Genomic DNA, 24,316 nt, shown 5'->3' with positions numbered 1-24,316 from the left:
GACCACCGGACATTCCTGATTTTTAAGCTTTCCACGGATGTGAGGTAGGTATGGTCAAAATTACCCCGGTGCACAACGCCAGGGCATTACGTGTAGCCACGCAGGGGCGCACCGATGTCTAACTTGGCGCAATCGCCCCTCCAGAGCGATCTGGATATCGCCCCGCTGCTATTGCCCGCCAAGGTGCTGCGCAACGACAGTGAAGCCCTCGCCGCCGCCCACGAGCTTGCCCAGGCTGCCCGCCTGCAAGCCGGGTTGCGCGACCGCCAGCGCAAATTGCCCTGGGCCGAACTCGAACAGTTCACCCGCAGTGGCCTGGGCAGTATTTCCATCCCCCGCGAATACGGTGGCCCGCAAGTGTCGTTCGTGACCCTGGCCGAGGTGTTCGCCATTATCAGCGCCGCCGACCCGGCCCTGGGGCAGATCCCGCAGAACCATTTCGGCATCTTGCACCTGCTGCAAGGTGCGGCCAGCCAAGAGCAGAAAAAACAGCTGTTCCAAAGCGTGCTGGATGGCTGGCGCATCGGCAACGGCGGCCCGGAACGCGGCACCAAAAACACCCTGGATTTGAAGGCGCGGATCAGCGCCGAGGGTGACGGCCTTGTCATCAACGGCCAGAAATTCTACTCCACCGGCGCGCTGTTCGCCCATTGGGTCGCGGTCAAGGCCCTGGATGACGAAGGCCGCCAGGTCATGGCGTTTGTGCGACGGGGCACGCCGGGCCTGCGCATCGTCGATGACTGGTCGGGTTTTGGCCAACGCACCACCGCCAGCGGCACCGTGCTGCTCAACAATGTGCCGGTAGACGCCGACCTGGTGGTGCCGACCTGGCGCCTGGGGCAAACCCCGGGCATCCAGGGCGCGGTCTCGCAATTGATCCAGGCGGCCATCGACGCCGGCATCGCCCGCGGCGCCCTCGACGACACCATCAGTTTTGTGCGTGAGCGCGCACGACCCTGGATCGACGCCAAGGTCGAGCGGGCCAGTGATGACCTCTACGTGATTGCCGATATCGGCAAACTGAAAATCGAGCTGCACGCCGCCGAAGCCCTGTTGCGCAAGGCCGGCCAAGTGTTGGACCAGGTCAGCGCCGCGCCCATCACCGAGCACTCCGCCGCCCGGGCCTCGATTGCCGTGGCCCAAGCCAAGGTGCTGACCACCGAAGTCTCGTTGCTGGTCAGCGAGAAACTCTTCGAACTGGCCGGCAGCCGCGCCACCCTCGCCGAATTCAACCTCGACCGCCACTGGCGCAATGCCCGGGTACACACCCTGCACGACCCGGTGCGCTGGAAATATCACGCGGTGGGCGCTTGGCACCTCAATGGAACATTGCCGGCCCGGCATTCCTGGATCTGACGACCAGACCTCTGGAGAAAAACATGACGCTTTCCCATCCCGTCGCGGTCATCACCAGCGATGAACAAGCCCTGATTGTCGCCAGCGACCTGGCCGAAGACTTTCGCCGTGACAGCGCCCTGCGCGACCGCGAACGGCGCCTGCCGCTCGCCGAACTGGAAGCCTTTTCCCGTTCCGGCCTGTGGGGCATCAGCGTGCCCAAGGCCTACGGCGGCGCTGGCGTATCCAACGTCACCCTGGCCAAGGTCATCGCCCTGATTGCCCAGGCCGATGCCTCATTGGGGCAGATCCCGCAGAACCATTTCTATGCCCTGGAAGTGCTGCGGGTAAATGGCAGCCCGGCGCAGCAACAGCGCCTGTACGCCGAAGTCCTGGCCGGCCAGCGCTTTGGCAATGCCCTGGCGGAACTGGGTACCAAGACCGCCCATGACCGGGTGACCGCGATTACCCGTGACGGCGACGGGTTTCGTATCAGTGGCCGTAAGTTCTACGCCACCGGCGCGATCTACGCCCAGCGCATTCCCACATCGGTGGTGGACGAGCACGGCGTGCAGCAACTGGCCTTTGTCCCGCACGACAGCCAGGGCCTGACGGTGATCGACGACTGGAGCGGCTTTGGCCAGCGCACCACCGGCAGCGGCTCGGTGGTGTTCGACAACGTATGGGTCGCGGCCGCAGACGTGATCCCGTTCCAAAGCGCCTTCGAGCGCCCGACCACCGTGGGCCCTTTGGCCCAGATCCTCCACGCCGCCATCGACACCGGCATCGCCCGCGCGGCCTTTGAAGATGCCCTGCATTTTGTGCGCACCAAGACCCGGCCGTGGATCGACTCGGGCAACGACAAGGCCAGTGAAGACCCACTGACCCTCAAGAGCTTCGGCCACCTGAGCGTGCGCCTGCACGCCACCGAAGCCCTGCTGGAGCGCTCCGGCGAATTCCTCGACCGCGCCCAGGCCGACAGTACCGCGCAAACCGTCGCGGCGGCCTCGATTGCCGTGGCCGAAGTACGCGCCCTGAGCACCGAAATTTCCCTGGCCGCCGGCAGCACCCTGTTCGAACTCGCCGGCAGCCAGGCGACCCTCGCCGAACATGGCCTGGACCGCCACTGGCGCAACGCCCGGGTGCATACCCTGCACGACCCGGTGCGCTGGAAGTATCACGCGGTGGGCAATTACTACCTCAACGATGAAAACCCGCCACTGCGGGGGACCATCTGATGGCGAAGAAAAAGATCCTGCTCAATGCCTTCAACATGAACTGCATCGGGCATATCAACCACGGCCTGTGGACTCATCCACGGGACACCTCGACCCAATACAAAACCCTCGAATACTGGACTGAACTGGCGCAACTGCTGGAGCGCGGCCTGTTCGACGGTTTGTTTATCGCCGATATCGTTGGCGTGTACGACGTCTATCAAGGCTCGGTCGACGTGCCGCTCAAGGAGTCCATCCAACTGCCGGTCAACGACCCGCTGCTGCTGGTCTCGGCCATGGCCGCCGTGACCAGGAACCTGGGCTTCGGCCTGACCGCCAACCTGACCTATGAGCCGCCGTATCTGTTCGCCCGGCGCATGTCCACCCTGGATCACCTGAGCCGTGGGCGGGTGGGCTGGAACATCGTCACCGGCTACCTGGACAGCGCCGCCAAGGCCATGGGCCTCACCGAACAGATCGAGCATGACCGGCGCTACGACCAGGCCGACGAGTACCTGGAGGTGCTGTACAAGCTCTGGGAAGGCAGCTGGGAAGACGACGCGGTACTCAACGACCCGCAACAACGCATCTATGCCCAGCCCGGCAAAGTGCACAAGGTCGAGCACCATGGCGAGTTCTATCAGGTGGAGGGCTATCACCTCTGCGAGCCCTCGCCGCAGCGCACGCCGGTGCTGTTCCAGGCCGGTAGCTCGGAGCGCGGCCTGCTGTTCGCCGGGCGCCATGCCGAGTGTGTATTTATCAGCGGGCAGAACAAGGCCGCGACCCAGGTGCAAGTGGACAAGGTGCGCGCCAGCGCGGTCGAGGCCGGGCGCAACCCGCACGACATCAAGGTGTTCATGGGGCTCAACGTGATTGTCGGCGCCACCGAGGCACTGGCCTGGGCCAAGCATGCCGAGTACCTGAGCTACGCCAGTGCAGAAGCCGGCGTGGCGCACTTCAGCGCCTCCACCGCCATCGACTTCTCACAGTACGAACTGGATGAACCGATCCAATACGTGAAGAGCAACGCCATCCAGTCAGCCACCAAGGCCTTGCAAAACAACGACTGGACCCGTCGCAAACTGCTGGAGCAGCACGCTTTGGGCGGGCGCTATATCACCCTGGTGGGTTCGCCTGCGCAGGTGGCCGATGAGCTGGAGTCCTGGATCGCCGAGACCGGCCTGGATGGCTTCAACCTGACGCGCATTGTGACGCCGGAGAGCTATGTGGATTTTATCGAGCTGGTGATTCCCGAGCTGCAAAAGCGTGGGTCGTACAAGACCGCTTATGAGACCGGGACACTGCGCGAAAAAGTGTTCCACCGCGATGCCCGCTTACCCGAACAACACACCGGTTCCACCTACCGCCACTAACCCAAAAATGTGGGAGCGGGCTTGCTCGCGAATGCGGTGTGCCAGTCACCGAATTTGCTAGCTGACACACCGCATTCGCGAGCAAGCCCGCTCCCACATTTAGATTTTTATTGCTCATACCTACACGTTACGACTGGAAATCGACCATGAAAAAAACACTGCTCTCCCACCCAGTCAAGGCACTGGCACTGGCCCTGGCCCTCGGCCTGTTCAGCTCGGCGGTTTTTGCCGGCGATGCGCCGCTCAAAGTCGGCACCACCGCCGCCTTCGCCATTCCCCTGGAGGCCGCCGTCGAAGAGGCCGGCAAGCAGGGCCTGAAAGTCGAGCTGGTGGAGTTCACCGACTGGATAGCGCCCAACGTCAGCCTCGCCGCCGGCGATATCGACGTGAACTACTTCCAGCACATCCCGTTCCTGGAAAACGCCAAGGCCGCTGCCGGTTTTGACTTGGTGCCGTTCAAGCCCGGAATCATCAACAACGTGGGCCTGTACTCGAAAAAATACAAAAGCTTCGATGAGCTGCCCCAAGGCGCCAGCGTGGCCATCGCCAACGACCCGATCAACAGCGGGCGCGGCCTGCAACTGCTGGCCAAGGCAGGCTTGATCACCCTCAAACCGGGCGTGGGCTACAAGGCCACCGAAGAAGACATCGTCGCCAACCCGAAAAAAATCAAGATCCTGCAAGTCGAAGCGGTGCAGCTGGTGCGCGCCTATGACGATGCCGACCTGGTGCAGGGCTACCCGGCCTATATCCGCCTGTCCAAGACCTTCAATGCCGAGTCGGCGCTGCTGTTCGACGGCCTCGACCACCCGGAATACGTGATCCAGTTCGTGACCCAGCCCAAAGGCACCAGCGACCCACGGGTGATCAAGTTCGTCGAGATCTACCAGCACTCGCCGGTGGTCCGCGCAGCCCTGGATAAATCCCTGGGCAAGCTCTACCAAGTCGGCTGGGAAGGCTGAATATGAGCGCCGCCAACGCCCAACTGCGCGACCTCGGCACACCGCCCACGGACGCCCGGCAGACAGAGCTGCATCCGGACTTGAACCACGCCCATGTGCGTTTTATCAACCTGGGCAAAACCTATGACGGCACGGTGCACGCGCTGCAAGGCATCGACCTGGCGATCCAGCGCGGCGAAGTGTTCGGCATCATCGGCCGCAGCGGCGCTGGCAAGTCGTCGCTGATCCGCACCATCAACCGCCTGGAACAACCCAGCAGCGGCCGGGTGTTGATCGACCAGGTGGATATCGGCGACTTCGACGAAGACCGCCTGGTGGCCCTGCGGCGGCGCATCGGCATGATCTTCCAGCACTTCAACCTGATGTCGGCCAAGACCGTGTGGCAGAACGTCGAACTGCCGCTGAAAGTGGCCGGTGTGCCCAAGCCACAGCGCGAGCAAAAAGTGCGTGAGCTCCTGGAATTGGTCGGTTTGCAGGACAAGCACAAGGCGTACCCGGCGCAGTTGTCCGGCGGCCAGAAGCAACGGGTGGGCATCGCCCGCTCGCTGGTGCACGACCCGCAGATCCTGCTGTGCGACGAAGCCACCTCGGCCCTGGACCCGGAAACCACCCAGTCGATCCTCGGCCTGTTGCGCGAGATCAACCAGCGCCTGGGCCTGACCATCGTGCTGATCACCCATGAGATGGCCGTGATCCGCGAAATCTGCGACCGCGTGGTGGTGCTCGAACATGGGCGGATCGTCGAGCAAGGCCCGGTGTGGGAGGTGTTTGGCAACCCTCGGCACGAGGTCAGCAAAACCCTGCTGGCGCCCCTGCAACACGGCTTGCCCGATGAGCTGCAAAAACGCCTGCAGGCCACGCCGCAGTCGGCGCATGCGGCGGTGGTGCTACGCCTGCAGTTCACCGGCGCCAGTGCCGATGAGCCGGACCTCGCCGCGCTGTTCAGCGCCCTGGGTGGGCGCGTGCGCCTGCTGCAAGGTGGGGTCGAACGCATCCAGGGCCACGCCCTGGGGCAATTGCTGCTGGCGGTGACGGGCTCAACCCTGGACGCCGACACATTACGCACCCGCGCCACGCGCTGGGCACAACAGGTCGAGGTGCTGGGTTATGTGGTTTGATCGTTTATTGCAGGGCGCCATCGACACCTTGTTGATGGTGGGCGTGTCATCGTTGATCGCGTTGCTGGTGGGGATCCCGCTGGCGGTGTTCCTGGTGACCAGCGACAAGGGCGGCATCTACCAGGCCCCGGCGTTGAACCGGGTGCTGGGGGCGTTCGTCAATCTGTTCCGCTCCATCCCGTTCCTGATTCTGATGGTGGCGCTGATCCCCTTCACCCGGCTGATCGTCGGCACCACCTATGGCGTGTGGGCAGCGGTGGTGCCGCTGACCATCGCCGCCACGCCGTTCTTTGCGCGGATCGCCGAAGTCAGCCTGCGTGAAGTCGACCACGGCCTGATCGAAGCGGCGCAGGCCATGGGCTGCCGGCGCTGGCATATCGTCTGGCATGTGCTGTTGCCGGAAGCGCTGCCGGGGATTGTCGGCGGGTTCACCATTACCCTGGTGACCATGATCAACTCCTCGGCCATGGCCGGGGCGATTGGCGCCGGGGGCCTGGGGGACATCGCCTACCGCTACGGCTACCAACGCTTCGACAGCCAGATCATGCTCACGGTAATTGTGCTGCTGGTGATTCTGGTGGCGGTGATCCAACTGGGCGGCGATCGCCTGGCGCGCGGGCTCAACAAGCGCTGAGGTATAGTCGGCACCTCTCTTTGCCCTGGTGCCGACTGCCATGAAACTCGCCCCCGACGACCTCCACCAGATTACTTCCACCACCCTGGGCCACTACAACCAGGTGGCCGAGGATTTTCGCGAAGGCACCCGCGACCATGATGTGAGCCAGAACATCGACGCGTTGCTGCGGCATATCCAGGGTGATGCACCGTTTACCGTGCTGGATTTCGGCTGTGGGCCGGGGCGCGATTTGCAGACATTTACCCGCCTGGGACATATCGCCGTCGGGCTCGACGGCGCCGAGCGGTTTGCACAGATGGCGCGCCAGGACAGCGGCTGCGAGGTACTGCACCAGGACTTCCTCAAACTCGACCTACCGGCCGCGCGGTTCGATGGGATCTTTGCCAATGCGGTGCTGTTTCATATTCCCAAGCAGGAATTGCCGCGCATTCTCAGGCAGCTGCATGGGGCGTTGAAGCCGGGTGGCGTCTTGTTCAGCTCCAACCCCCGAGGGGAAAACCAGGAGGGCTGGAACGGGCCGCGGTATGGCTCGTACCACGACCTTGCGGCCTGGCAGGGGCTGCTGACGACGGCGGGGTTTGTGGAGCTGGAGCACTACTACCGCCCGGCAGGCCTGCCGCGCGAGCAACAGCCTTGGTTGGCCAGTGTGTGGCGTAAGGTTGGGGTTGTCTGAGCGGATGCTATCAAGGGCAAGCCCACACAGGGGATCTTTGCCGGGCACAAAGCCTTGGTCACCCACACGTCAACTGTAGGAGCCGGCTTGCCGGCGATAGCCATAGGTATCTACACAACTTTCAGAAACTGACGAACTCCCCCGTGGCGAGCGGGCTTGCCCCGCGCTGGGCTGCGAAGCAGCCCCAAAACCAGCCGCTGCGGTGTATCTGGTACAACGCATTCGGCTTATTGGGGCTGCTTCGCAGCCCAGCGCGGGCGATACGGCGTTCCGACAAGCCCGCTCGCCACAACTGCGCTATCTGCCTGGATTTAGGCGTTGCGGCAAAGTTGTGTAGATACCTATGCGGCGATAGCGGTACACCCGCCACCAAAGATTGCGACTGAACCACCGCCATCGCGGGCAAGCCCGCTCCTACAGAGGATCTTTGCCGGGCACAAAGCCTTCTAATCCACCTGATACACCACCGGCCCTGCCCCCACCACCAACGCCGTCACACTGCGCCCCGCATAGCCGTCCCTGTGCTCCTGCGCAAAATTGGCCACCAACCGCGTGCCATCGGCAAAGGTCGTCTGCTGCACCAGCCGGTCGCTGCTCAGCCAGCGGAAATCCGTCAGTGCCTGGGTCGCGAGGCGCTCATGCAATGGGCGAAAGAACCCATCCTGGCGTTGGATCATTGGCAAGCGCTGCTTCAACGTAGCGGCACTCAGGTGATAGAGCGGCGGCACGTTGTAAAGCAGTTGGGTCAGCTCGTTCTGCGCCTGCACATTGCTCAGTTTCAGGCTGTCGAACAGCCAGTGATGGGTGGTGATGACCGAGCCATGGAAGACCGCCTGATACAACGGCAGGCGCATCGCCGGGGCGAAGTACACGGTGCGCAGCGGCTCTTTGAGTGGCACACGCTTGAAGAATACCGCTGGCTGTTCCGGTGGGTACCAGGCCCCAACGTAGTAAGGCGATTGTTTGTCCTGGGTCATCTCGCGGTCGCCCCAGCCCATGACCGGCGTCTGCATGCCATGGGCGAACAACACACCCCGGGCGGTGGTGGCGTTGCCGTCTTCAGAGCCCACCGGCACCTGGAGGTGGCTGCCGATCCAGCGTGCCGCGTCGACATTGCCTTCAGCGTTCTGCGCCTGGGTCATGCCCAGCACTGAGCGGTAGCTGTCAAACAGCATGCCGGTGGCATAGGCATCGAGAAACCAGGCATTGAAACCGGCCGCGGCCTGCACCGCTGTCACCCGCGCCTGCAGCAACGGGCGCACGCAGCGCGGGTCGGTGTAGTGCCCGGACTTCTGGAAACCCGTCTTGAGCTGGCCGTTCTTGAGCATGATCGCGCAGTCTCGGTAGGCGCGGCTGCCCAGGTGCGCGGTGATCCAATCGGGGTTTTCGCTATCCGCCAGCGCGGTTTCATAAGAGTCATAGGGCGCCATCAAGTATCCGGCCTCGACCCCCTTGCGCACCGCCTCGGGGTGCCAGAGCCCGCCTTCCCAGCCCTCCCCCAGGGTCAACAGCAGGCGTTGCAGGCCGCTGTCCTGCAGGGTCTTTATCGTGGCTGTCGACAACGTGCTGCCCCAGGCTTGAGGGGGGGAGTTCAAGGCGCTGGCAAACGCCAACGCCAGTTCCTCACGGACTGCGCCGTAGCCGGCGACGAGTGCCTGCATATCGGGCTGCACCTGGGCCTGCCAGTTCAGCCGCGCCTTTTTGTTCAACGCAGCGTTAAGCCCTCTGAGCAGCACGCCTTGCTGATAGCGGTCCAGAAACGGCAGGGTGACTTGCACCACCTGCGCCGCTTGCGGGTCCAGCAGGCCATTGAGTTGCGCGCCCAGCCCGTCAGGGGCGCGCAGCAGTGTGCGTAACTGCGCCCAATCGCGCACATCGCCCAGGCCCAGCAGGTCATTGCCCCACAGGTACACATGGCTGGCGCCCAACAGTTTTTTGCCGGCGGGGATCTGTTGCAGCTTGTCTGCCAAAGGCTCGTAGCGCCCCTGCTCTATCAACCATTGGCGATAGCGTTTGGCGCCGGCCAGCAAGTCGGCCTCGCCCAGGTTCAGACGCAAGGTCATGGGCGCGGTGGGGTCCAGGGCGGTGAATTCATGGCGCAGCGACAAGCCCAGGCGCGAGCCCTCGGCCTGCCACTGCAAGCGATTGTTGTAGGGGTTGGTCAAAAGCCAGTTGAGGGTAAAGCGGCCATGGTCGACGCCCCATAACGGCAGGCTCAGGTCCTGGGTGCTGTTCACGTCGCCCTGCTCAAGCAGGAAGTCCTGCCAGAGACGATTGCCAGCAGGGATGTAATGCCCCTCGGCCAACGGCCAGATCAAGCCATTGCCCATGGCACTGGCGGGCTGGCGGATAAGCTCAAGCTCCGCGGCCTCGCGTGCGGTGACGGTGAGAATCAGGTCGCGCTGATCCAGTGTCGCGCTCAGGCGATAGGCGCCGTTGTCCCATTGCCAATTGGCCTGTTGCTTGGACTGTTTCAACCGGCTGACCTGATGGGCCGCCACGCCACTGGCGGCTTGCACCGGTTCGCCGCCCTCCGGGGTCACGCGCACGGCCAGGGTCGCCGCGTCGAGTTCGACGCGCCACTGGGGGTTTTCCAGAACGGTGCTGGCCACTGCCAGGGGCGAGAGCAGCAGCAGGCTGATGCACAGGACACGGCGCAGGTTACGGGTCATGACGTTGGCCTTCACAGGAGCGAAAGCCCGAGGGTAAAACAATTCGGGGATCGGAACTTTTCCAAAGCCCATTTAAAGATTTTTCCCACTGCCTGCCCCTGTGGCGAGGGGGCTTGTCCCGCTGGGTTGCGAAGCAGCCCCAGTAAGCCTCACCCAGGTCTATCAGATAGACCGAGATAGCAGGTTTTGGGGCTGCTTCGCAGCCCAACGGGGGACAAGCCCCCTCGCCACAGTTTGCGTTACGGCGCGGTCTTGGGCTCGCGGATTTTGTACCAGGCCACATACAGCGCCGGCAAAAACAGCAACGTCAGCAAGGTCGCGATGATGATGCCGCCGATCATCGCGTAAGCCATCGGCCCCCAGAACACCTCCCGCGCGATGGGGATCATGCCCAGGCTGGCCGCGGCTGCCGTCAGCAGGATCGGCCGACGCCGGTGTTCGGTGGCTTGCACCACCGCGTCCCACGGCGTGTAGCCATCGCGCTCATAGGCGTCGATCTGGGTCACCAGGATCACCGAGTTGCGGATGATGATGCCGATCAGCGCCAGGATCCCCAGGATCGCCACAAAGCCCATGGGCGTGCCGGTGGGAATCAGCGCCAGCACCACGCCGATCAGGCCCAGTGGGGCCACGCTGGCCACCAGGAACATCTTCTGCACGCTGTGCAACTGGATCATCAAAAAGGTCGCCATCAAGAACAGCATCAACGGCACCACGCTGGCAATCGGGCCCTGGGCCTTGCCGCTTTCTTCCACGGTACCGCCGGTTGCGACCTTGTAGCCCACCGGCAACGCGGCGCTGAACTTGTCGATTTCAGGCTTGAGCTGCTTGACCAGGTCGGTCGGCTGCATCTCGTCGCGCACGGCGGCCTTGATGGTGATGGTTGGCTTGCGATCGCGCCGCCACACCAGCGGCTGCTCCAACTCGTAGCGCACGGTGGCAAAGGCCAACAGCGGGATCGAGGTACCGCTCGGCGTGACAATCTGCAGGTTCTGCAAGGTTTCCGGGGTACCGCGTTCGGCGTCTTCGGCGCGGCCGACCACGTTGATCAAGTAGATATCGTCGTGCACCTGGGTCACGGCCGAGCCGCTGACCACGCTATTCATCAACTGCGCCACATCTTCGGACGACAGCCCGAGCTGGCGCGCCTTGTCCTGGGCGATATCGACCCGCAGCACTTTGCCCGGCTCGTTCCAGTCGTAGATGATCTCGCCCAGGTGGCTGTTTTTATCCAGCAGTGTCGCCAGTTCGATGGCGTGTTTGCGCACCTGGTCGATGTCCTTGCCCGATACCCGGTACTGGATCGGGCGCCCGACCGGCGGGCCCATTTCCAGGGGTTGGACAAAACTGCCGACGCCCACGAAGTCATCGCGCAAACGTTTTTGCAGGCGCTCGATCAACGCGCCGCGCTCTTCCAGGCCTTTGCTGACGATCACCAACTGCGCGTAGTACGGGTTCTCCAGTTGCTGGTCCAGGGGCAGGTAGAAACGGATCGCACCCTGGCCGATGTAGGTGCTCCAGCGTGCGATGTCCGGGTCGTCCTTGATGATCGCTTCAAGCCGGTCCACTGCCTTGCGGGTTTCATTGATCGAGGCATTTTGCGGCAGGTTGAGGTCGACGAGGATTTCCGGGCGATCGGACGACGGGAAAAACTGGTTCTGCACAAACTGCATGGAAAACACCGACGCCACGAACAGCAGCACCGTGAGGCCGATCGCCCACCAGCGATTGCGCATGGCCCACAACATGCCGCCATTGAAGGCCCGGCCAATGCGCCCCGGCTCTTCATTGTGCGGTTTGACCTTGCTGCTGAGGATATGCACGCCAATCACCGGCGCAAACAACACGGCCACCACCCACGACACCAGCATCGCCACCGCAATCACCGCAAACAGGGTGAAGGTGTATTCGCCAGCCGAGCTGGCGTTGAGGCCAATAGGCACAAACCCGGCCACGGTCACCAGGGTGCCGGTGAGCATCGGGAACGCGGTGGAGGTGTAGGCGTAGGTCGCAGCCTGCTCCAGGGTCTCGCCTTTTTCCAGGCGGGTGATCATCATTTCCACGGTGATCATCGCGTCGTCCACCAGCAAACCAAGGGCGATGATCAACGCGCCCAGCGACACCCGCTGCATGGTGATGCCGCTGTACTCCATAAACACAAACACCAGCGCCAGCACCAGCGGGATCGAGCATGCCACCACCAACCCGGCACGCAGGCCGAGGCTGATAAAGCTCACCACCAGCACGATGATCACCGCTTCGAACAGCGCACTGGTGAAGCCGCCGACCGCTTCCTCCACCACCTCTGCCTGGTCCGACACCTTGTGCACGCCAATGCCCACCGGCAGGTCGGCCGTCAGCTCGTCCATGCGCTGGTGCAGCGCCTTGCCAAATTCCTGGATGTTGCCGCCCTTCTGCATGGCGATGGCCAGACCGATGGCTTGCTGACCGTTGAAACGAAACATCGGCCGCGCCGGATCCACATAGCCACGGCTGATATCCGCGATATCCGCCAACCGATAGAAACGATCATTGAGCCGCAGATTGACGTCGGCCAGATCCTTTTCCGAGGCGAATTGCCCCGAGGTACGCACCGAAATCCGCTCCGGCCCGGCCTCGATCACCCCGGCCGGGGTCACCGCGTTCTGCGATTGCAGGCTCTGCACCACCTGGCGCTGGTCAATCCCCAGGGCGGCCAGTTTGCGCGTGGAAAAATTCAGGTAAATCACTTCGTCCTGCTGGCCGATCATCTCGACCTTGCCCAACCCCGGCACAGCCCGGATCTCGGCGCGCACCTGCTCGACGTAATCGCGCAACTGGCGCATCGACATGCCGTCGGCGGTAAAGGCATACACCGAGCCAAACACGTCACCGAACTCGTCGTTGAACGAAGGCCCCTGCAAGCCCTGGGGGAAGGTGCCGCGGATGTCGTCGATCTTCTTGCGCACCTGGTACCAGATCTCGGGGATCGCCTTGGCGCTGGTGGTGTCCTTGAGGAACACGAAAACCGTGGACTCACCGGGCCGGGTGTAGCTTTTCACATAGTCCAGCGAGTCCAGTTCTTCGAGCTTTTTCTCGATGCGGTCGGTGACCTGCTTGAGGGTTTCTTCCTGGGTCGCGCCCGGCCAGCGGGTCTGGATCACCATGGTCTTGATGGTGAAGGACGGATCTTCCTCGCGCCCCAGGTTCATGTAGGAAAACACGCCCATCAGCAGCGCGACGAACATCAGGTACCAGACGAAGGACTGATGCTTGAGTGCCCAGTCGGATAAGTTGAAGCTCCCTTTCATCGCGGGCTGTCCTCGTCGGTTTTGACTTTTTGTCCGGGTTTGAGGCTGTTGACGCCGGCGCTGACCACACGCTCCCCAGGCTGCACCCCGCCGTTAAGCACGACACGGCTGGCATCGCGGCTGACCAGGGTTACATCACGGGGCTGCACGCTCTGCTGCTGCGTATCGATGACCCAGATACGGGCCTTGCCTTCGACATCCTGCACCGCGCTGGCGGGCAACTCGATACGCGGGGCGATGGCCGAGCTCAGGGTCACGCTGATCGCCGTGCCCAAGCGGAACGCCGGCGGCGTCTGGGCCAGGGTCAGGCGTGCGCGCCGGGTGCGGGTTGCACTCTGCGCCTGGGGCTCGATCTCGCGCACGGTGGCGGTGGTGTTGATGCCGGGGTCCAACTGGCTGGCCACCAGAAACACCACATCGCTCGGCAGGCGCTCGGCGAGGCCAGCGGGCAGGTCGATCACCGCTTCCTTGATATCCGGACGGGCCAGCGTCACCACTTGCTGACCGGCACTCACTACTTGGCCAGCCTCGGCATTCCAAGCGGTGACGATGCCGCCATGGTCGGTGCGCAACTCGGCGTAGTTGAGCTGATCCCTGGCCTGGTCCACCGACGCCTTGGCCTGGTCGAGTGAGGCTTGGGTGGTTTTCAGGTCGGTCTGGGCAACGTCCAGTTGTGCCTGGGCGCCGACACCACGGTTGAACAATTCCTGCTGGCGACGGGCATTGGCCTGGGCATTGATAAATTGCGCCTGGACCCGCGCCAGGTCGCCCTGGGCGGCGCGCAGCTGGTTCTGCTGGTCAGTGGGGTCGAGCACCGCCAGCAGGGCGCCCTTGTCGACTTCGGCGCCCACATCTACTGCACGCCGCGCAATGCGCCCCGGCACCCGGAAGCCCAGGTTGCTTTCATAGCGCGCCTGGATACTGCCGGCGAAGCGCCCAAGGTGCTCCTGGTCTTCGGCTTTTACCTCGACCCAAAGCACCGGGCGCACCGGTTCCGGCGCCGGTTCTTCCTTGGAACAGGCGATCAGCAACAGGCTGCTGGCGAGGATCAGCGTCTGGCGTTTCATGGCTGCACTCCCTGGGCCTGGGCCTGGTCCGGCGCCTGGGCGATCTCCACTAGCATGCCCGGATGCAGCAATTGCCCACCGGCCACCACGACGTTTTCGCCGCCCTTGAGGCCATCGCCGATGATCACCTTACCGGTCAGGTAGCGGGCGACGGTGACCTTGTGCAGTTGCGCCTTGCCGTCGCCATCCACCAGCCACACAGCGGGCTCGCTTAGATCCTTGGTCAACGCGGCCCAAGGCAGCTCGATGCTGGCCTTGGCTTGCCCGTTGGCGGTGGCACTGACCACCGAGCCCAGTTGCATGCCCGTGGGCAAGGCATCCAGGGCGATCTTCACCTGCACGGTGCCGCTGTTGGCCGCAACGGCCGGGGTCACTTCACGCACCCGGCCCACGGCCTTGATGCTCGGGTTATCCAACAGGCTGACGGTGATCGGTACATCCGGCGCAGGTTCGGCCAGCAGCGATTCGTAGACGTTGAACACCGCGTCGCGCTCGCCATCGCGGGCCAGGCTGAAGATCGGTACGGTGGCCTGCACCACCTGGCCCACTTCGGCCTGGCGCGCGGTAATCACCCCCGGCGCTTCGGCGATCAACGCCGTATAGCCCAACTGCTCGCGGGCATTGGCCAACTGCGCCTGCGCGGCAGCCAGGGCGCTTTGACTGCTGCGCAATGCGGCCTGGGCGGCATCGTATTCACTGCGGCTGGTGTAGCCCTTGGGCAGGAGTTTTTCCTGGCGCACAAAAGCCGCCGCCGTCTGTTTGACCCGCGCCTGTTCCGCCACCACCTGGGCCTGGGCGGAATCGACATTGGTCTGCAAATCCTTGGGATCGAGCTTGGCCAGCACTTGCCGGGCCGTCACGCGGTCGCCGACATCGACCATGCGCTGGATAATCTTGCCGCCCACGCGAAATGACAAATCGGTCTGCACCCGCGCCTGGATATCCCCGGTGAGGGTCACCGCCGCTGCAAAATCGGTCGGCTGCACCGTTTGCACAAACACCCTGGAATGGGCCTTGGGCTCAGGTTTTTCCTGGCCGCAGCCGCTCAGCAGCACCAGCAGGGCAACGCTACAAATAACTGTTGAGGTGGGACCGCCCATGCAGACTCCTTTCGCGTGATACCGACGTGCCAGTGTGTATGCGACTGTGAGCTTAGTTCAGGGTTCCACCTTCGCCTATGGGAATTGCGCGACGTCGCCTGATCGCCGGCAAGCCGGCTCCCACAGGGTAAGATGGCAGTCCATGCCGGCCAGGAACGCCCCTGATGCTGAAAACCTTAGCGGTGGCCAATTACCGCTCGATCAATAAATTGGTGGTACCGCTGGATCGGCTGAACCTGATCACCGGCCCCAATGGCAGCGGCAAATCCAACCTCTACCGCGCCTTGCGCCTATTGGCAGAAACCGCCCAGGGCGGCGTGATCAATGCGCTGGCCCGCGAAGGAGGGCTGGACTCGACTTTCTGGGCCGGCCCCGAAAGCATCAGCAGACGCATGCTCAATGGCGAGGTCGCCGTGCAACCAAGCGTACGCAGTGGCGTCAAGCGCCTGCGCCTGGGATTTGCCGGGGACGATTTCAGCTACGCGATCTCCCTGGGTTTGCCAGAGCTCAGCACGTCATGTTTTTCCCTCGACCCCGAAATCAAGAAAGAATGCATCTGGGCCGGCCATGTCTACCGTCCCGCAAGCCTGCTGGTGCAGCGCTCCGGGCCGATGGTCCGTGCCCGAGACGGGCGGGCCTGGGATGTGCTGGCCCAGCACACGCCCAACTACCACAGCCTGTTCGATCAGGTCGGCAGCCTGCGCGGCTCGCCGGAGGTGCTGATGCTGCGCGAAAGCATTCGCGGCTGGCGCTTCTATGATCACTTTCGCAGCGACGCCAATGCACCGGTACGCCAGCCGCAGTTGGGCACCCGTACACCGGTCCTGCATCACGACGGCCATGATCTGGCGGCAGCGTTGCAGACCATCCGTGAAATCGGCGATCCCCAAGCATTGCAACAGGCGGTGAGTGATGCGTTTCCTGGCGCGCGCTTGCATATCGCGCCCTTGCAGGGCGGGCGTTTCGCCATTGAGTTCTATCAGGAAGGATTGCTGCGCCCACTGTCAGCGGCGGAGCTCTCGGACGGCACCTTGCGCTACCTGCTGCTGATCGCCGCGCTGCTGACGCCACGCCCGCCAACGATGATGGTGCTCAACGAGCCGGAAACCAGCCTGCACCCGGATCTGCTGCCAGCCTTGGCACGCCTGATCATCCAGGCATCCAAGCAATGCCAGGTGTGGGTGGTGTCCCATGCCAGCCGCTTGATCGCGGCGTTGCAGCAGGATGAGGGGTGCAATTCGATTGTGCTGGAGAAGGTGATGGGACAGACACAGATTGTGGGCCAGCGGGTATTGGATGAGCCGGCTTGGCATTGGCCTCAGTAGGCGGCGCCTGTACTGCCGCTATCGCGGGCAAGCCCGCTCCCACATTTGGAATGCATTCTCCTGTGGGAGCGGGCTTGCCTGCGATAGCGGTGGAGCATTCAGTACAAGATCAACCCTGCCACTTACCCCCCTCAACAATCACACTCTCAGGCTTGGTGTCATCGCTCAGTTCTTTACGCACGTACTGGTCATACAGCTTGAGCAAGAACTTCTCTTCACCCAGCTTCGCCAACTCGGCATTCACCCAGTCGCGCAGTTCGATATTGCCCTTCTTCACCGCCGGCGCAATCGGCGCTTCATCACCCAGCTTCTCTTCAAGCACACGGTAGCCCGGGTTCTGCTTGGCCCAGCTGAACAGCACCAGGTTGTCTTGCGCATAGGCATCGCCACGCCCAGCCGACAGCGCTTGCAGCGACTCGGAGTTTTTTTCGAACTTGAGCAGTTTCCAATCCGGGTGGTTCTTGGTCAGCCAGATATCAGCCGTGGTGCCGGTGGTGACGATGGTGGTGCGGGTCGCCAGGTCGTCGAGGCTTTTGACCACGCTGTCGTTAGGCACCAGGGCCTGGACCGCGACTTTCAGGTTGGGGTTGGTGAATTCCACCGCTTCCTTGCGCTCGGGGGTCACGGTCATGTTGGCGAGGATCAGGTCGACCTTGTCGCTCTGCAGGAACGGGATGCGGCTGGCCGGCTCCACGGCCACGAACTCGACCTTGTTTTCGTCGCCCAGCAGGTCCTTGGCAAACTGGCGGCCGATGTCGGTATCAAAACCCACGTAGCGCCCGGCTTCATCGACAAAGCCAAACGGCGGCTTATCGGTAAATACGCCGACGATCAGCTTGTCGCGAGCCTTGATCTTGTCGATATAGCTCACCGCCGCCGGCGCGGCAGCGGCGGGTTTGGCCGGTTCTTCGGTTTTGTTGCAGCCGGCCAGTAAGGCGAGGCCGAGCAGCGGCAGTAACAACTTGGCAGTTTTCATGACAGCTCCAGTTCCTTGATTTTCTTGGGCAGTGTTGAAACAAACGAGAATTTCTCGAGGAACTGCTGCGCGCGTGCGGTCTGCGGGTTCGTAAAGAAGGCCTCGGGGGTGTTGTGTTCGAGGATGCGGCCGGCCTCCATAAACACCACGCGGTCGGCGACGGCGCGGGCGAAGGCCATTTCATGGGTGACGATCAGCAGGGTCATGCCATCGCGCGCCAGGTCCTGGATCACCTCCAGCACTTCCTTGACCATTTCCGGGTCAAGGGCGGCGGTGACCTCATCAAACAGCATGACCTGGGGGTTCATGCACAACGAGCGGACGATGGCGATGCGTTGCTGCTGACCACCGGACAACTGGCGCGGGAACGCATCGCGCTTGTCGGCGAGCCCTACCCGCTCCAGCAGTTTTTCGGCCTGATGACGGGCCTCGCGGGGTTCGCGTTTTTGCACTTTCAGCGGGCCCAGCAGGATGTTGTCGAGCACGCTCATATGGGGGAACAGGTGATAACTCTGGAACACCATGCCCACGTCCTGGCGCACCTGGCGCCAGTCGGTGTGTTTATCCAGCAGCTCTTTGCCGGCCAGCCGCAGGCTGCCGCTGTGGGCCACTTCCAGGCCGTTCAGGCACCGCAGCAAAGTGCTTTTGCCGCAGCCGCTGGGGCCGAGGATTACCACTACTTCGCCGCTTTGCACACTCAGGTCGATGCCGTTGAGCACCTGCTGTTCGCCGAAGAATTTATTGAAACCCTGGAACTCGATCAATGCGCTCATGCTTGGGCCCAGCGCCGTTCCAGCACCTTGGAGGCGGCCGACAACGGGTAGCAGATAAAGAAGAAAAACAGGAACAGCGCGCCGTAGATCAATACCGACTCATAAGTGCGCTCGATGATTTGCTGGCCGACCTTGATCACATCCACCACGCCGATCAGCACCGCCAGGGAGCTGGTCTTGATGATCCGCGTGTAGACGTTGATGGTCGGCGGCGTCATGCGTTTGAGCGCCTGGGGCAACAGCACATAGCCGTAGAGTTGCGGCGCCGACAAACCAATCGACAGCCCCGCCTCCCGCTGCCCACGTGGCAGCGAATGCAACGCGCCGCGCACCACTTCGCCCACTTCACTGGCGCCCCACAGCGACAGCACCAGCACTGCACACCAGAAACTGGGGATGCTCAGGCCGGTGAAAATCGGCAGGCCAAAGAACAGCAGATACAGCCACACCAGCACCGGGATCGCGCGGAACAACTCCAGGTAAATGCGCAGCAGCAGGTTGATCGCACGCACATTCAACGTGCGCAGCACCCCATACGCCACCCCGCCAAGGGTGCTGAAGGCGATGCTCAAAAACGAAATCGACAGGGTTTGCGCAGCGCCCTTGCCCAGTTGCGGCAACGACACCCACAACAACTCAAGACCCGAACTGGCCATGCTGGAGCCTCCTTTCCAGGCGGCTGAGCAGCAGCGACAGCGGCAAGAACAACAACACGCAGATCAGCGTGAGCACGGCGAGCATCTCGTAAGTCTTGTAGTAGAGGGCGATGTAGCTTTTGGTGGTGTAGAGAATCTCCGGCACCGCCACCGCCGAGACCACAGTGGTCTCCTTGAGCAGGAAAATGAAATTGGCGAACAGCGCCGGCAGGCTGAGGATCCCGGCCTGGGGCAGGATCACATGGCGCAGCAGTTGCCAGTCGGACAGGCCGATGGACTTGCCCGACTCGATCTGCGCCAGCGGCACCGCCTCCACACCGGCGCGCAGCACTTCGGTGAGGTAGGCACCGCCCAAAAAGGTCATGGTGATAATCGCCGCCCAGAACCCGGAGATATTGAAACCCAGGGCCGGCAAGGCGAAGTACACGAAGAACAGCTGGATCAGCAGCGGCGTGTTACGCGCCAGCTCCACATACAACGCCACCAGGCGCGACAGGTAGGGCGTGCGGAACACCAGCAAGGCTGAGTTGATCAGCGCCACCAGCAGCGAGGTGCCGATGGCGATCAAGCCCACTTGCAGAGTCACCCCAACGGCCTTGAGAAACGCCGGCAGGGTGCTGAGGATAAACGCGTAGTCGAAAGTCATTTCAAGTCCTGGGCGCCGCAGGGGTAATGCGGCGTAAACGCAGTCCGGTCCAGCGTGGGTAACGCCGGGAAGCGCTGACTTTAAAGGTATAAAAACCAAAATTTAAATACCGAAATAGCATATTGATATCACCCAAAAAGCTAACCGGTGGATTCGCCGGGTTGGCAGGTGACAGCTAAGGTTCTTGGGCGTGTAGGAAGGGTCTTTTTTTCAGCGCTGAACGACAGGGATGGACAGCGCGTGGCCAGACTGAGGGCCATTTAATCAGCGAGGGAATGACAGATGAGCGAAACCAAACCGATCGACCCGCAGGACTTGGTGAAGTGGTTGGTGGCGTTGCGCCGGGCGATCAATAGCCGGGATTAACAGGCATGACACCCACCCATGTGGGAGCGGGCTTGCTCGCGAAAGCGGTGGCTCAGTCAACAGAGATAGTGACTGCACCACCGCATTCGCGAGCAAGCCCGCTCCCACATGATGTTCGGCGTTCAAACCTTGAAGGGGGTTTGGGCAATCAGAACGCTGGGACCACCGCGCCACTGTATTTCTTCTCGATGAAGGCTTTGACTTCCGGGCTGGTCAGGGCCTTGGACAGTTTCTGGATCGCGACGCTGTCCTTGTTGTCTGGACGGGCCACCAGGAAGTTCACGTACGGCGAATCGGACGATTCAATGATCAGCGCATCCTTGGCCGGGTTCAGGCCGGCTTCCAGGGCGTAGTTAGTGTTGATCAAGTCCAGGTCAACCTGGTCGAGGACGCGGGGCAGCAGGGCCGATTCCAGTTCCTTGAACTTCAGGTTCTTCGGGTTGCTGGCGATGTCTTTTGGCGTGGCCAGGGCATTGGTCGGGTCTTTGAGAGTGATCACACCGGCCTTCTGCAGCAGCAACAGCGCGCGGCCGCTGTTGGAGCCTTCGTTGGGAATGGCAACAATGGCGCCATCTTTCAGGTCTTCGATTTTCTTGATCTTTTTCGAGTAGCCGCCAAACGGTTCAACGTGCACGCCAACGACCGTGACCAGGTTGGTGCCTTTACCCTTGTTGAAGTTTTCCAGGTACGGCAGGGTCTGGAAGTAGTTGGCATCCAGGCGCTTCTCGGCCACTTGCACGTTCGGTTGCACGTAGTCGGTGAAGACCTTGATTTCCAGGTCCACGCCTTCTTTGGCCAGGGTCGGCTTGATCAGCTCAAGGATCTCGGCGTGGGGCACTGGAGTGGCCGCGACCACCAGTTTTTCGTTGGCTTGAGCGATGCCGGCAGTCAGGGCAGCCGCCAGTGCGGTGAACAACAGAACCTTTTTCATGCAGTGTCCTTAATCGAAAATCCGGGGCGTCGGTGACGACCACTTCTTATGGGGGTGCCAGCGATGTGCTATCGCGGCGTGGGATGGACAATACCGATATTTTTTATTCCCGAACAATACCTTTTATTCACTTTGATATTCCATTTTGCTCATACAGAGCCCAACCCCCCAAACAGACGCGTCAACGCTGCGCGCTCGATTTCGCTGCCGTTGCTCAGGATCTGTCGCACCTGATGCTCAATCTGCGCCACCGACACCACCGGCAGGTTCAAATGCTCCGGCAAGATCTCATCGCCGCTGCTGACCAGCAGCGCAAAGTGGATCACGTTCTCCAGCTCACGGGTATTGCCCGGCCAACTGTGCTGCTCCAGCACGCGCTGCGCGTCCTCGCTGATCAATGGCACCGGCAGGTCCAGGCGCTGGCTGTAGATACCCAGGAAGTACTCGGCCAACGACAGGATGTCACCCACCCGCTCGCGCAGGGCCGGCAGTTCCAGTTGGCCTTCGCTGAGGTAATGGAACAGGCGCTCATTGAACTTGCCCACGGCCACGGCCTGGGCCAGGTCGATGCTGGTAGCGGCGACCAGGCGCACGTCCACCGGGCTCGGCTGATGGGCGCCGACACGGGTGACTTCGTGGTTTTCCAGGGCGGCGAGCAGCTTGACCTGGATCGGCAACGGCAGGTCGCCGATCTCATCGAGGTACAAGGTGCCGCCGTTGGCCGAGCCGAACCAGCCAGCCCGGCTACTGGCCGCGCCGCTGTGGCTGCCGGCGGCATAGCCGAACAATTCAGCATCGGCATAGGTCGGGCTGATGGCGCCGCAGTTGACCGACACAAACAGGCCGCTGCGGTCACTGCCGCGATGGATATGGCGCGCCAGCAATTCCTTGCCGCTGCCGGTTTCGCCGCGAATCAACACGGGCAAGGCTCGCGGGGCCAGGCTTTCGAGGTCTTCGCGCAGCTGTCTTGAACGGGGGTCGACAAACACCAGTGCCTTGGCGCGGATGCTCAGGGGGCTTTTTTCGGCGTCGGGGAAGGTCAGCAGTGGCTGGCCAAAGGTTTCATGCAGGCTCATGGCAGGCTCCCGCCCCAATTCCACTTAAGGGAGGGGGCGTTGAAAAGGTATTAGGCGCGGCGCCGGGAGTGATGCTCCAGACGGTTTTGCAGGCGATAGAGATAGGCGAAACCCTGCTCCCAACGCTGGTGGCCGGACTTCACGTTGATATGCCCGGCCCCCGCGAGAATCCCGGCTTCAGCCCCCCAGTTACGCGCCAGTTCCAGGGCCCGAGGGGCACTGACGGCGCTGTCGTTGTCGGAGCTGACGATCTGGCTGGGGAACGGCAACAGGTCGCGGGGGATCGGCGCAAAGTTGCGCAAGGCAGGCGCACACGCCGGGCGCTCGACATCCGCAGGGGCCACCAGCAACGCACCGCGCACCTGACGCAAGAACTGCAACGGCGCGCTGGCCGCCCAATGCGCCACGGTGATGCAACCCAGGCTATGGGCGATAAGGATCACCGGAGTGCTGTCGGCCGCAATGGCTTCGGCCAAGGCCGCCACCCAGTCTTCACGGCGCGGGGTCAGCCAGTCGGCCTGCTCCACGCGAGCGCTGTTGGGCAGGCTGTTCTGCCAATGGGTTTGCCAATGATCTTCTGGCGATCCTTGCCAGCCCGGCACGATCAGGTAACGGATCAACTCGCTGTGCATGGGTGTGCCCTCCTGCAGCGTTTAACGTTGCTGACCAGTATAGGGACGGGGCATATATTCGTTAAGGAATAAGAAGCTATTTGTTAATAACCAAAAACACAGCCCCATCAATCAAATAATGTGGGAGCGGGCTTGCCCGCGATGGCGGTGGTTCAGGCAATGCACGGGCAGCTGACACACCGTCATCGCAGGCAAGCCAGCTCCCACATTTATTTTGTGGTGTATCCAACCGACAAGCCCAAGCAGCTAGTGCTCTGTGGCGAGCGGGCTTGCCACAGGCAAAAAAAAGGCCGCACCCTGCCAAGGAGACGGCCAAAAAATTGTCGAGGCTTTTGACACTAACGCGCAGTAATCACCGACAGCTTGGTAATCCCCGCTCGCTCAATCGACGCCATGGCCCGAGCCACTTCGCCATAATTCACACCATCGTCAGCCTGCAGTTGTACCCGCACCTCAGGGTCCTTCGCCTTGGCGGCCTGCAGGTTGAACTCCAGCAGGTCCGGCTGGATTTCATCCTTGTTGATAAACACCTTGCCGGCACCGTCGATGCTCACCACCAGCGGGTCTTTCTGCTCCACCGGGGCCACGGCCTCGGTCTTGGGCAGGTTGATCGGAATCGCGTTGGTCAACAGCGGGGCGGTGACGATAAACACCACCAGCAGTACCAGCATCACGTCCACCAGGGGCGTGACGTTGATCTCACTGAGTACCTCGTCGCTGTCTTGGGTAGAGAAGGCCATATCAGGACGCCTCCTTCACTTTTTGCGCGCTGCCCTGGGCGGCGTTTTTATGCAGCGCCGGGTGGACCAGCACGCGGAACGAGTTTTTCTGCGCCAGGCTGTAGAAGTCATGGGCGAAGTCGTCCAGGTCGGCAGCCGTGAGCTTCAGGCGACGCAGGAAGTAGTTGTAGACCAGCACCGCCGGCACGGCGACGGCGATCCCCACACCGGTCGCGACCAGCGCCGCGCCGATCGGGCCGGCCACGGTTTCCAGGCTGGCGGAACCGGCAGCGCTGATCCCTTTCAATGCTTCCATGATCCCCCACACGGTGCCGAACAGGCCGATAAAGGGCGAGGTGCTGCCGATACTCGCGACCACGGCCAGGCCGGTTTCCAGGGAGCGCCGTTCACGCACGATCTGCTGGCGCAGGGCACGTTCGAGGCGGTCCTGATGGTTGATCGCCTGGCTCAGGTCAGCGGCGTGCGGTGCATCACCCACCTGGATCGCGGCGTAGCCAGCCTGGGCCACACGGGCGGCGGCGCCGGGGTGGGTTTCGCTCAGCTCGGCGGCCGAATCCAGGCTCGACGCCGCCCAGAACTGTTTGTGGAACTTGCGATCCTGAGCCTTGAGGCGGGCGAACTGCACGCCCTTGAGCAGAGCCAGGCCCCAGGTGGCGACGGAAAAAACCACCAGCAGCCAGATCACCGCGCTTTCGATGGATTCAAGTGGAGATGCCAGTAACGTCATGATGTGTACCTCGGTGTAAGCGAT

The 24,316-nt window shown here is 62.4% G+C and carries 21 protein-coding genes; 8 read left to right on the top strand and 13 right to left on the bottom strand.

Features of this window, described 5'->3' with window-relative positions; genetic code table 11:
- Window positions 1–114 precede the first annotated feature (114 nt).
- From GDV60_RS01970 to GDV60_RS01940, 7 genes are all read left to right on the top strand, one after another.
- Entirely contained in the window at window positions 115–1,356 is a 1,242-nt protein-coding gene (locus tag GDV60_RS01970) for an SfnB family sulfur acquisition oxidoreductase (RefSeq protein WP_092232718.1), read from the top strand.
- A 23-nt stretch (window positions 1,357–1,379) separates the two neighbouring features.
- Complete coding sequence (locus GDV60_RS01965) at window positions 1,380–2,573, top strand: SfnB family sulfur acquisition oxidoreductase (protein ID WP_092232716.1); 1,194 nt, start codon at window positions 1,380–1,382, stop codon at window positions 2,571–2,573.
- Window positions 2,573–3,925, top strand: coding sequence for an LLM class flavin-dependent oxidoreductase (locus tag GDV60_RS01960; protein WP_159906106.1), 1,353 nt, complete (start codon window positions 2,573–2,575; stop codon window positions 3,923–3,925). The genes GDV60_RS01965 and GDV60_RS01960 overlap by 1 nt, the downstream gene beginning before the upstream one ends.
- A 146-nt stretch (window positions 3,926–4,071) precedes the next feature.
- Entirely contained in the window at window positions 4,072–4,887 is an 816-nt protein-coding gene (locus GDV60_RS01955) for a MetQ/NlpA family ABC transporter substrate-binding protein (protein WP_159906104.1), read from the top strand.
- A 2-nt stretch (window positions 4,888–4,889) separates the two neighbouring features.
- Window positions 4,890–6,005, top strand: coding sequence for a methionine ABC transporter ATP-binding protein (locus GDV60_RS01950; RefSeq protein WP_029299547.1), 1,116 nt, complete (start codon window positions 4,890–4,892; stop codon window positions 6,003–6,005).
- Window positions 5,995–6,639, top strand: a complete 645-nt coding sequence (locus tag GDV60_RS01945) for a methionine ABC transporter permease (RefSeq protein WP_029299545.1) — start codon at window positions 5,995–5,997, stop codon at window positions 6,637–6,639. Before GDV60_RS01950 ends, GDV60_RS01945 begins: the two co-directional genes overlap by 11 nt.
- Before the next feature lie 40 nt (window positions 6,640–6,679).
- Complete coding sequence (locus GDV60_RS01940; RefSeq protein WP_159906102.1) at window positions 6,680–7,315, top strand: bifunctional 2-polyprenyl-6-hydroxyphenol methylase/3-demethylubiquinol 3-O-methyltransferase UbiG; 636 nt, start codon at window positions 6,680–6,682, stop codon at window positions 7,313–7,315.
- 446 nt (window positions 7,316–7,761) lie between these two features.
- Here GDV60_RS01940 and GDV60_RS01935 read toward each other — a convergent pair whose 3' ends face one another.
- The 4 genes from GDV60_RS01935 to GDV60_RS01920 form a co-directional block, all read right to left on the bottom strand.
- Window positions 7,762–9,987, bottom strand: coding sequence for a glycoside hydrolase (locus GDV60_RS01935; protein WP_159906100.1), 2,226 nt, complete (start codon window positions 9,985–9,987; stop codon window positions 7,762–7,764).
- A gap of 239 nt (window positions 9,988–10,226) precedes the next feature.
- On the bottom strand, window positions 10,227–13,277 hold the full coding sequence (locus GDV60_RS01930) for an efflux RND transporter permease subunit (protein ID WP_029299540.1): 3,051 nt from the start codon (window positions 13,275–13,277) through the stop codon (window positions 10,227–10,229).
- Window positions 13,274–14,344 (bottom strand): efflux RND transporter periplasmic adaptor subunit, encoded by a 1,071-nt coding sequence (locus GDV60_RS01925; RefSeq protein WP_159906098.1) that lies wholly within the window; start codon window positions 14,342–14,344, stop codon window positions 13,274–13,276. The genes GDV60_RS01930 and GDV60_RS01925 overlap by 4 nt, the downstream gene beginning before the upstream one ends.
- Window positions 14,341–15,444 carry an efflux RND transporter periplasmic adaptor subunit gene (locus GDV60_RS01920; RefSeq protein WP_070996399.1) on the bottom strand — a complete coding sequence of 368 codons (1,104 nt, stop codon included), beginning with the start codon at window positions 15,442–15,444 and terminating at the stop codon, window positions 14,341–14,343. The genes GDV60_RS01925 and GDV60_RS01920 overlap by 4 nt, the downstream gene beginning before the upstream one ends.
- Window positions 15,445–15,608: 164 nt before the next feature.
- Here GDV60_RS01920 and GDV60_RS01915 point away from each other — a divergent pair, with 164 nt between their 5' ends.
- Window positions 15,609–16,769, top strand: coding sequence for an AAA family ATPase (locus GDV60_RS01915; RefSeq protein WP_159906096.1), 1,161 nt, complete (start codon window positions 15,609–15,611; stop codon window positions 16,767–16,769).
- Window positions 16,770–16,878: 109 nt separating this feature from the next.
- Here the strand turns inward: GDV60_RS01915 and GDV60_RS01910 are convergent, their stop codons facing one another.
- The 9 genes from GDV60_RS01910 to GDV60_RS01870 all read right to left on the bottom strand — a co-directional run bounded on the left by GDV60_RS01910 (window position 16,879) and on the right by GDV60_RS01870 (window position 24,292).
- Entirely contained in the window at window positions 16,879–17,745 is an 867-nt protein-coding gene (locus GDV60_RS01910) for a transporter substrate-binding domain-containing protein (protein ID WP_029299533.1), read from the bottom strand.
- Window positions 17,742–18,518, bottom strand: a complete 777-nt coding sequence (locus tag GDV60_RS01905; RefSeq protein ID WP_029299531.1) for an amino acid ABC transporter ATP-binding protein — start codon at window positions 18,516–18,518, stop codon at window positions 17,742–17,744. The genes GDV60_RS01910 and GDV60_RS01905 overlap by 4 nt, the downstream gene beginning before the upstream one ends.
- Window positions 18,515–19,174 (bottom strand): amino acid ABC transporter permease, encoded by a 660-nt coding sequence (locus GDV60_RS01900; RefSeq protein WP_029299529.1) that lies wholly within the window; start codon window positions 19,172–19,174, stop codon window positions 18,515–18,517. The genes GDV60_RS01905 and GDV60_RS01900 overlap by 4 nt, the downstream gene beginning before the upstream one ends.
- Window positions 19,155–19,820 carry an amino acid ABC transporter permease gene (locus tag GDV60_RS01895; RefSeq protein ID WP_029299527.1) on the bottom strand — a complete coding sequence of 222 codons (666 nt, stop codon included), beginning with the start codon at window positions 19,818–19,820 and terminating at the stop codon, window positions 19,155–19,157. The genes GDV60_RS01900 and GDV60_RS01895 overlap by 20 nt, the downstream gene beginning before the upstream one ends.
- A 514-nt stretch (window positions 19,821–20,334) precedes the next feature.
- A complete protein-coding gene (locus GDV60_RS01890) occupies window positions 20,335–21,117 on the bottom strand; it encodes a MetQ/NlpA family ABC transporter substrate-binding protein (protein ID WP_159906094.1) in 783 nt (260 codons plus the stop codon).
- 149 nt (window positions 21,118–21,266) lie between these two features.
- Window positions 21,267–22,193, bottom strand: coding sequence for a sigma 54-interacting transcriptional regulator (locus GDV60_RS01885; RefSeq protein ID WP_070996401.1), 927 nt, complete (start codon window positions 22,191–22,193; stop codon window positions 21,267–21,269).
- A 50-nt stretch (window positions 22,194–22,243) separates the two neighbouring features.
- Window positions 22,244–22,825 carry an alpha/beta hydrolase gene (locus GDV60_RS01880; RefSeq protein WP_029299524.1) on the bottom strand — a complete coding sequence of 194 codons (582 nt, stop codon included), beginning with the start codon at window positions 22,823–22,825 and terminating at the stop codon, window positions 22,244–22,246.
- Between the two features lie 338 nt (window positions 22,826–23,163).
- Entirely contained in the window at window positions 23,164–23,565 is a 402-nt protein-coding gene (locus tag GDV60_RS01875) for a biopolymer transporter ExbD (RefSeq protein WP_029299521.1), read from the bottom strand.
- Between the two features lies 1 nt (window position 23,566).
- Window positions 23,567–24,292 (bottom strand): MotA/TolQ/ExbB proton channel family protein, encoded by a 726-nt coding sequence (locus tag GDV60_RS01870; RefSeq protein ID WP_029299520.1) that lies wholly within the window; start codon window positions 24,290–24,292, stop codon window positions 23,567–23,569.
- Between the last annotated feature and the right edge of the window lie 24 nt (window positions 24,293–24,316).

The sequence above is a fragment of the Pseudomonas sp. DTU12.1 genome, from assembly GCF_009873475.1.
Classification (GTDB): Bacteria; Pseudomonadota; Gammaproteobacteria; order Pseudomonadales; family Pseudomonadaceae; genus Aquipseudomonas; species Aquipseudomonas proteolytica.
This window is presented reverse-complemented; position numbering and strand designations above follow the sequence as displayed.

Bases quoted from the DNA above. Each gene is read 5' to 3' on its own strand.
- GDV60_RS01970 (WP_092232718.1), top strand. From the start codon at position 115: ATGTCTAACTTGGCGCAATCGCCCCTCCAGAGCGATCTGGATATCGCC.
- GDV60_RS01965 (WP_092232716.1), top strand. From the start codon at position 1,380: ATGACGCTTTCCCATCCCGTCGCGGTCATCACCAGCGATGAACAAGCC.
- GDV60_RS01960 (WP_159906106.1), top strand. From the start codon at position 2,573: ATGGCGAAGAAAAAGATCCTGCTCAATGCCTTCAACATGAACTGCATC.
- GDV60_RS01955 (WP_159906104.1), top strand. From the start codon at position 4,072: ATGAAAAAAACACTGCTCTCCCACCCAGTCAAGGCACTGGCACTGGCC.
- GDV60_RS01950 (WP_029299547.1), top strand. From the start codon at position 4,890: ATGAGCGCCGCCAACGCCCAACTGCGCGACCTCGGCACACCGCCCACG.
- GDV60_RS01945 (WP_029299545.1), top strand. From the start codon at position 5,995: ATGTGGTTTGATCGTTTATTGCAGGGCGCCATCGACACCTTGTTGATG.
- GDV60_RS01940 (WP_159906102.1), top strand. From the start codon at position 6,680: ATGAAACTCGCCCCCGACGACCTCCACCAGATTACTTCCACCACCCTG.
- GDV60_RS01935 (WP_159906100.1), bottom strand. From the start codon at position 9,987: ATGACCCGTAACCTGCGCCGTGTCCTGTGCATCAGCCTGCTGCTGCTC.
- GDV60_RS01930 (WP_029299540.1), bottom strand. From the start codon at position 13,277: ATGAAAGGGAGCTTCAACTTATCCGACTGGGCACTCAAGCATCAGTCC.
- GDV60_RS01925 (WP_159906098.1), bottom strand. From the start codon at position 14,344: ATGAAACGCCAGACGCTGATCCTCGCCAGCAGCCTGTTGCTGATCGCC.
- GDV60_RS01920 (WP_070996399.1), bottom strand. From the start codon at position 15,444: ATGGGCGGTCCCACCTCAACAGTTATTTGTAGCGTTGCCCTGCTGGTG.
- GDV60_RS01915 (WP_159906096.1), top strand. From the start codon at position 15,609: ATGCTGAAAACCTTAGCGGTGGCCAATTACCGCTCGATCAATAAATTG.
- GDV60_RS01910 (WP_029299533.1), bottom strand. From the start codon at position 17,745: ATGAAAACTGCCAAGTTGTTACTGCCGCTGCTCGGCCTCGCCTTACTG.
- GDV60_RS01905 (WP_029299531.1), bottom strand. From the start codon at position 18,518: ATGAGCGCATTGATCGAGTTCCAGGGTTTCAATAAATTCTTCGGCGAA.
- GDV60_RS01900 (WP_029299529.1), bottom strand. From the start codon at position 19,174: ATGGCCAGTTCGGGTCTTGAGTTGTTGTGGGTGTCGTTGCCGCAACTG.
- GDV60_RS01895 (WP_029299527.1), bottom strand. From the start codon at position 19,820: ATGACTTTCGACTACGCGTTTATCCTCAGCACCCTGCCGGCGTTTCTC.
- GDV60_RS01890 (WP_159906094.1), bottom strand. From the start codon at position 21,117: ATGAAAAAGGTTCTGTTGTTCACCGCACTGGCGGCTGCCCTGACTGCC.
- GDV60_RS01885 (WP_070996401.1), bottom strand. From the start codon at position 22,193: ATGAGCCTGCATGAAACCTTTGGCCAGCCACTGCTGACCTTCCCCGAC.
- GDV60_RS01880 (WP_029299524.1), bottom strand. From the start codon at position 22,825: ATGCACAGCGAGTTGATCCGTTACCTGATCGTGCCGGGCTGGCAAGGA.
- GDV60_RS01875 (WP_029299521.1), bottom strand. From the start codon at position 23,565: ATGGCCTTCTCTACCCAAGACAGCGACGAGGTACTCAGTGAGATCAAC.
- GDV60_RS01870 (WP_029299520.1), bottom strand. From the start codon at position 24,292: ATGACGTTACTGGCATCTCCACTTGAATCCATCGAAAGCGCGGTGATC.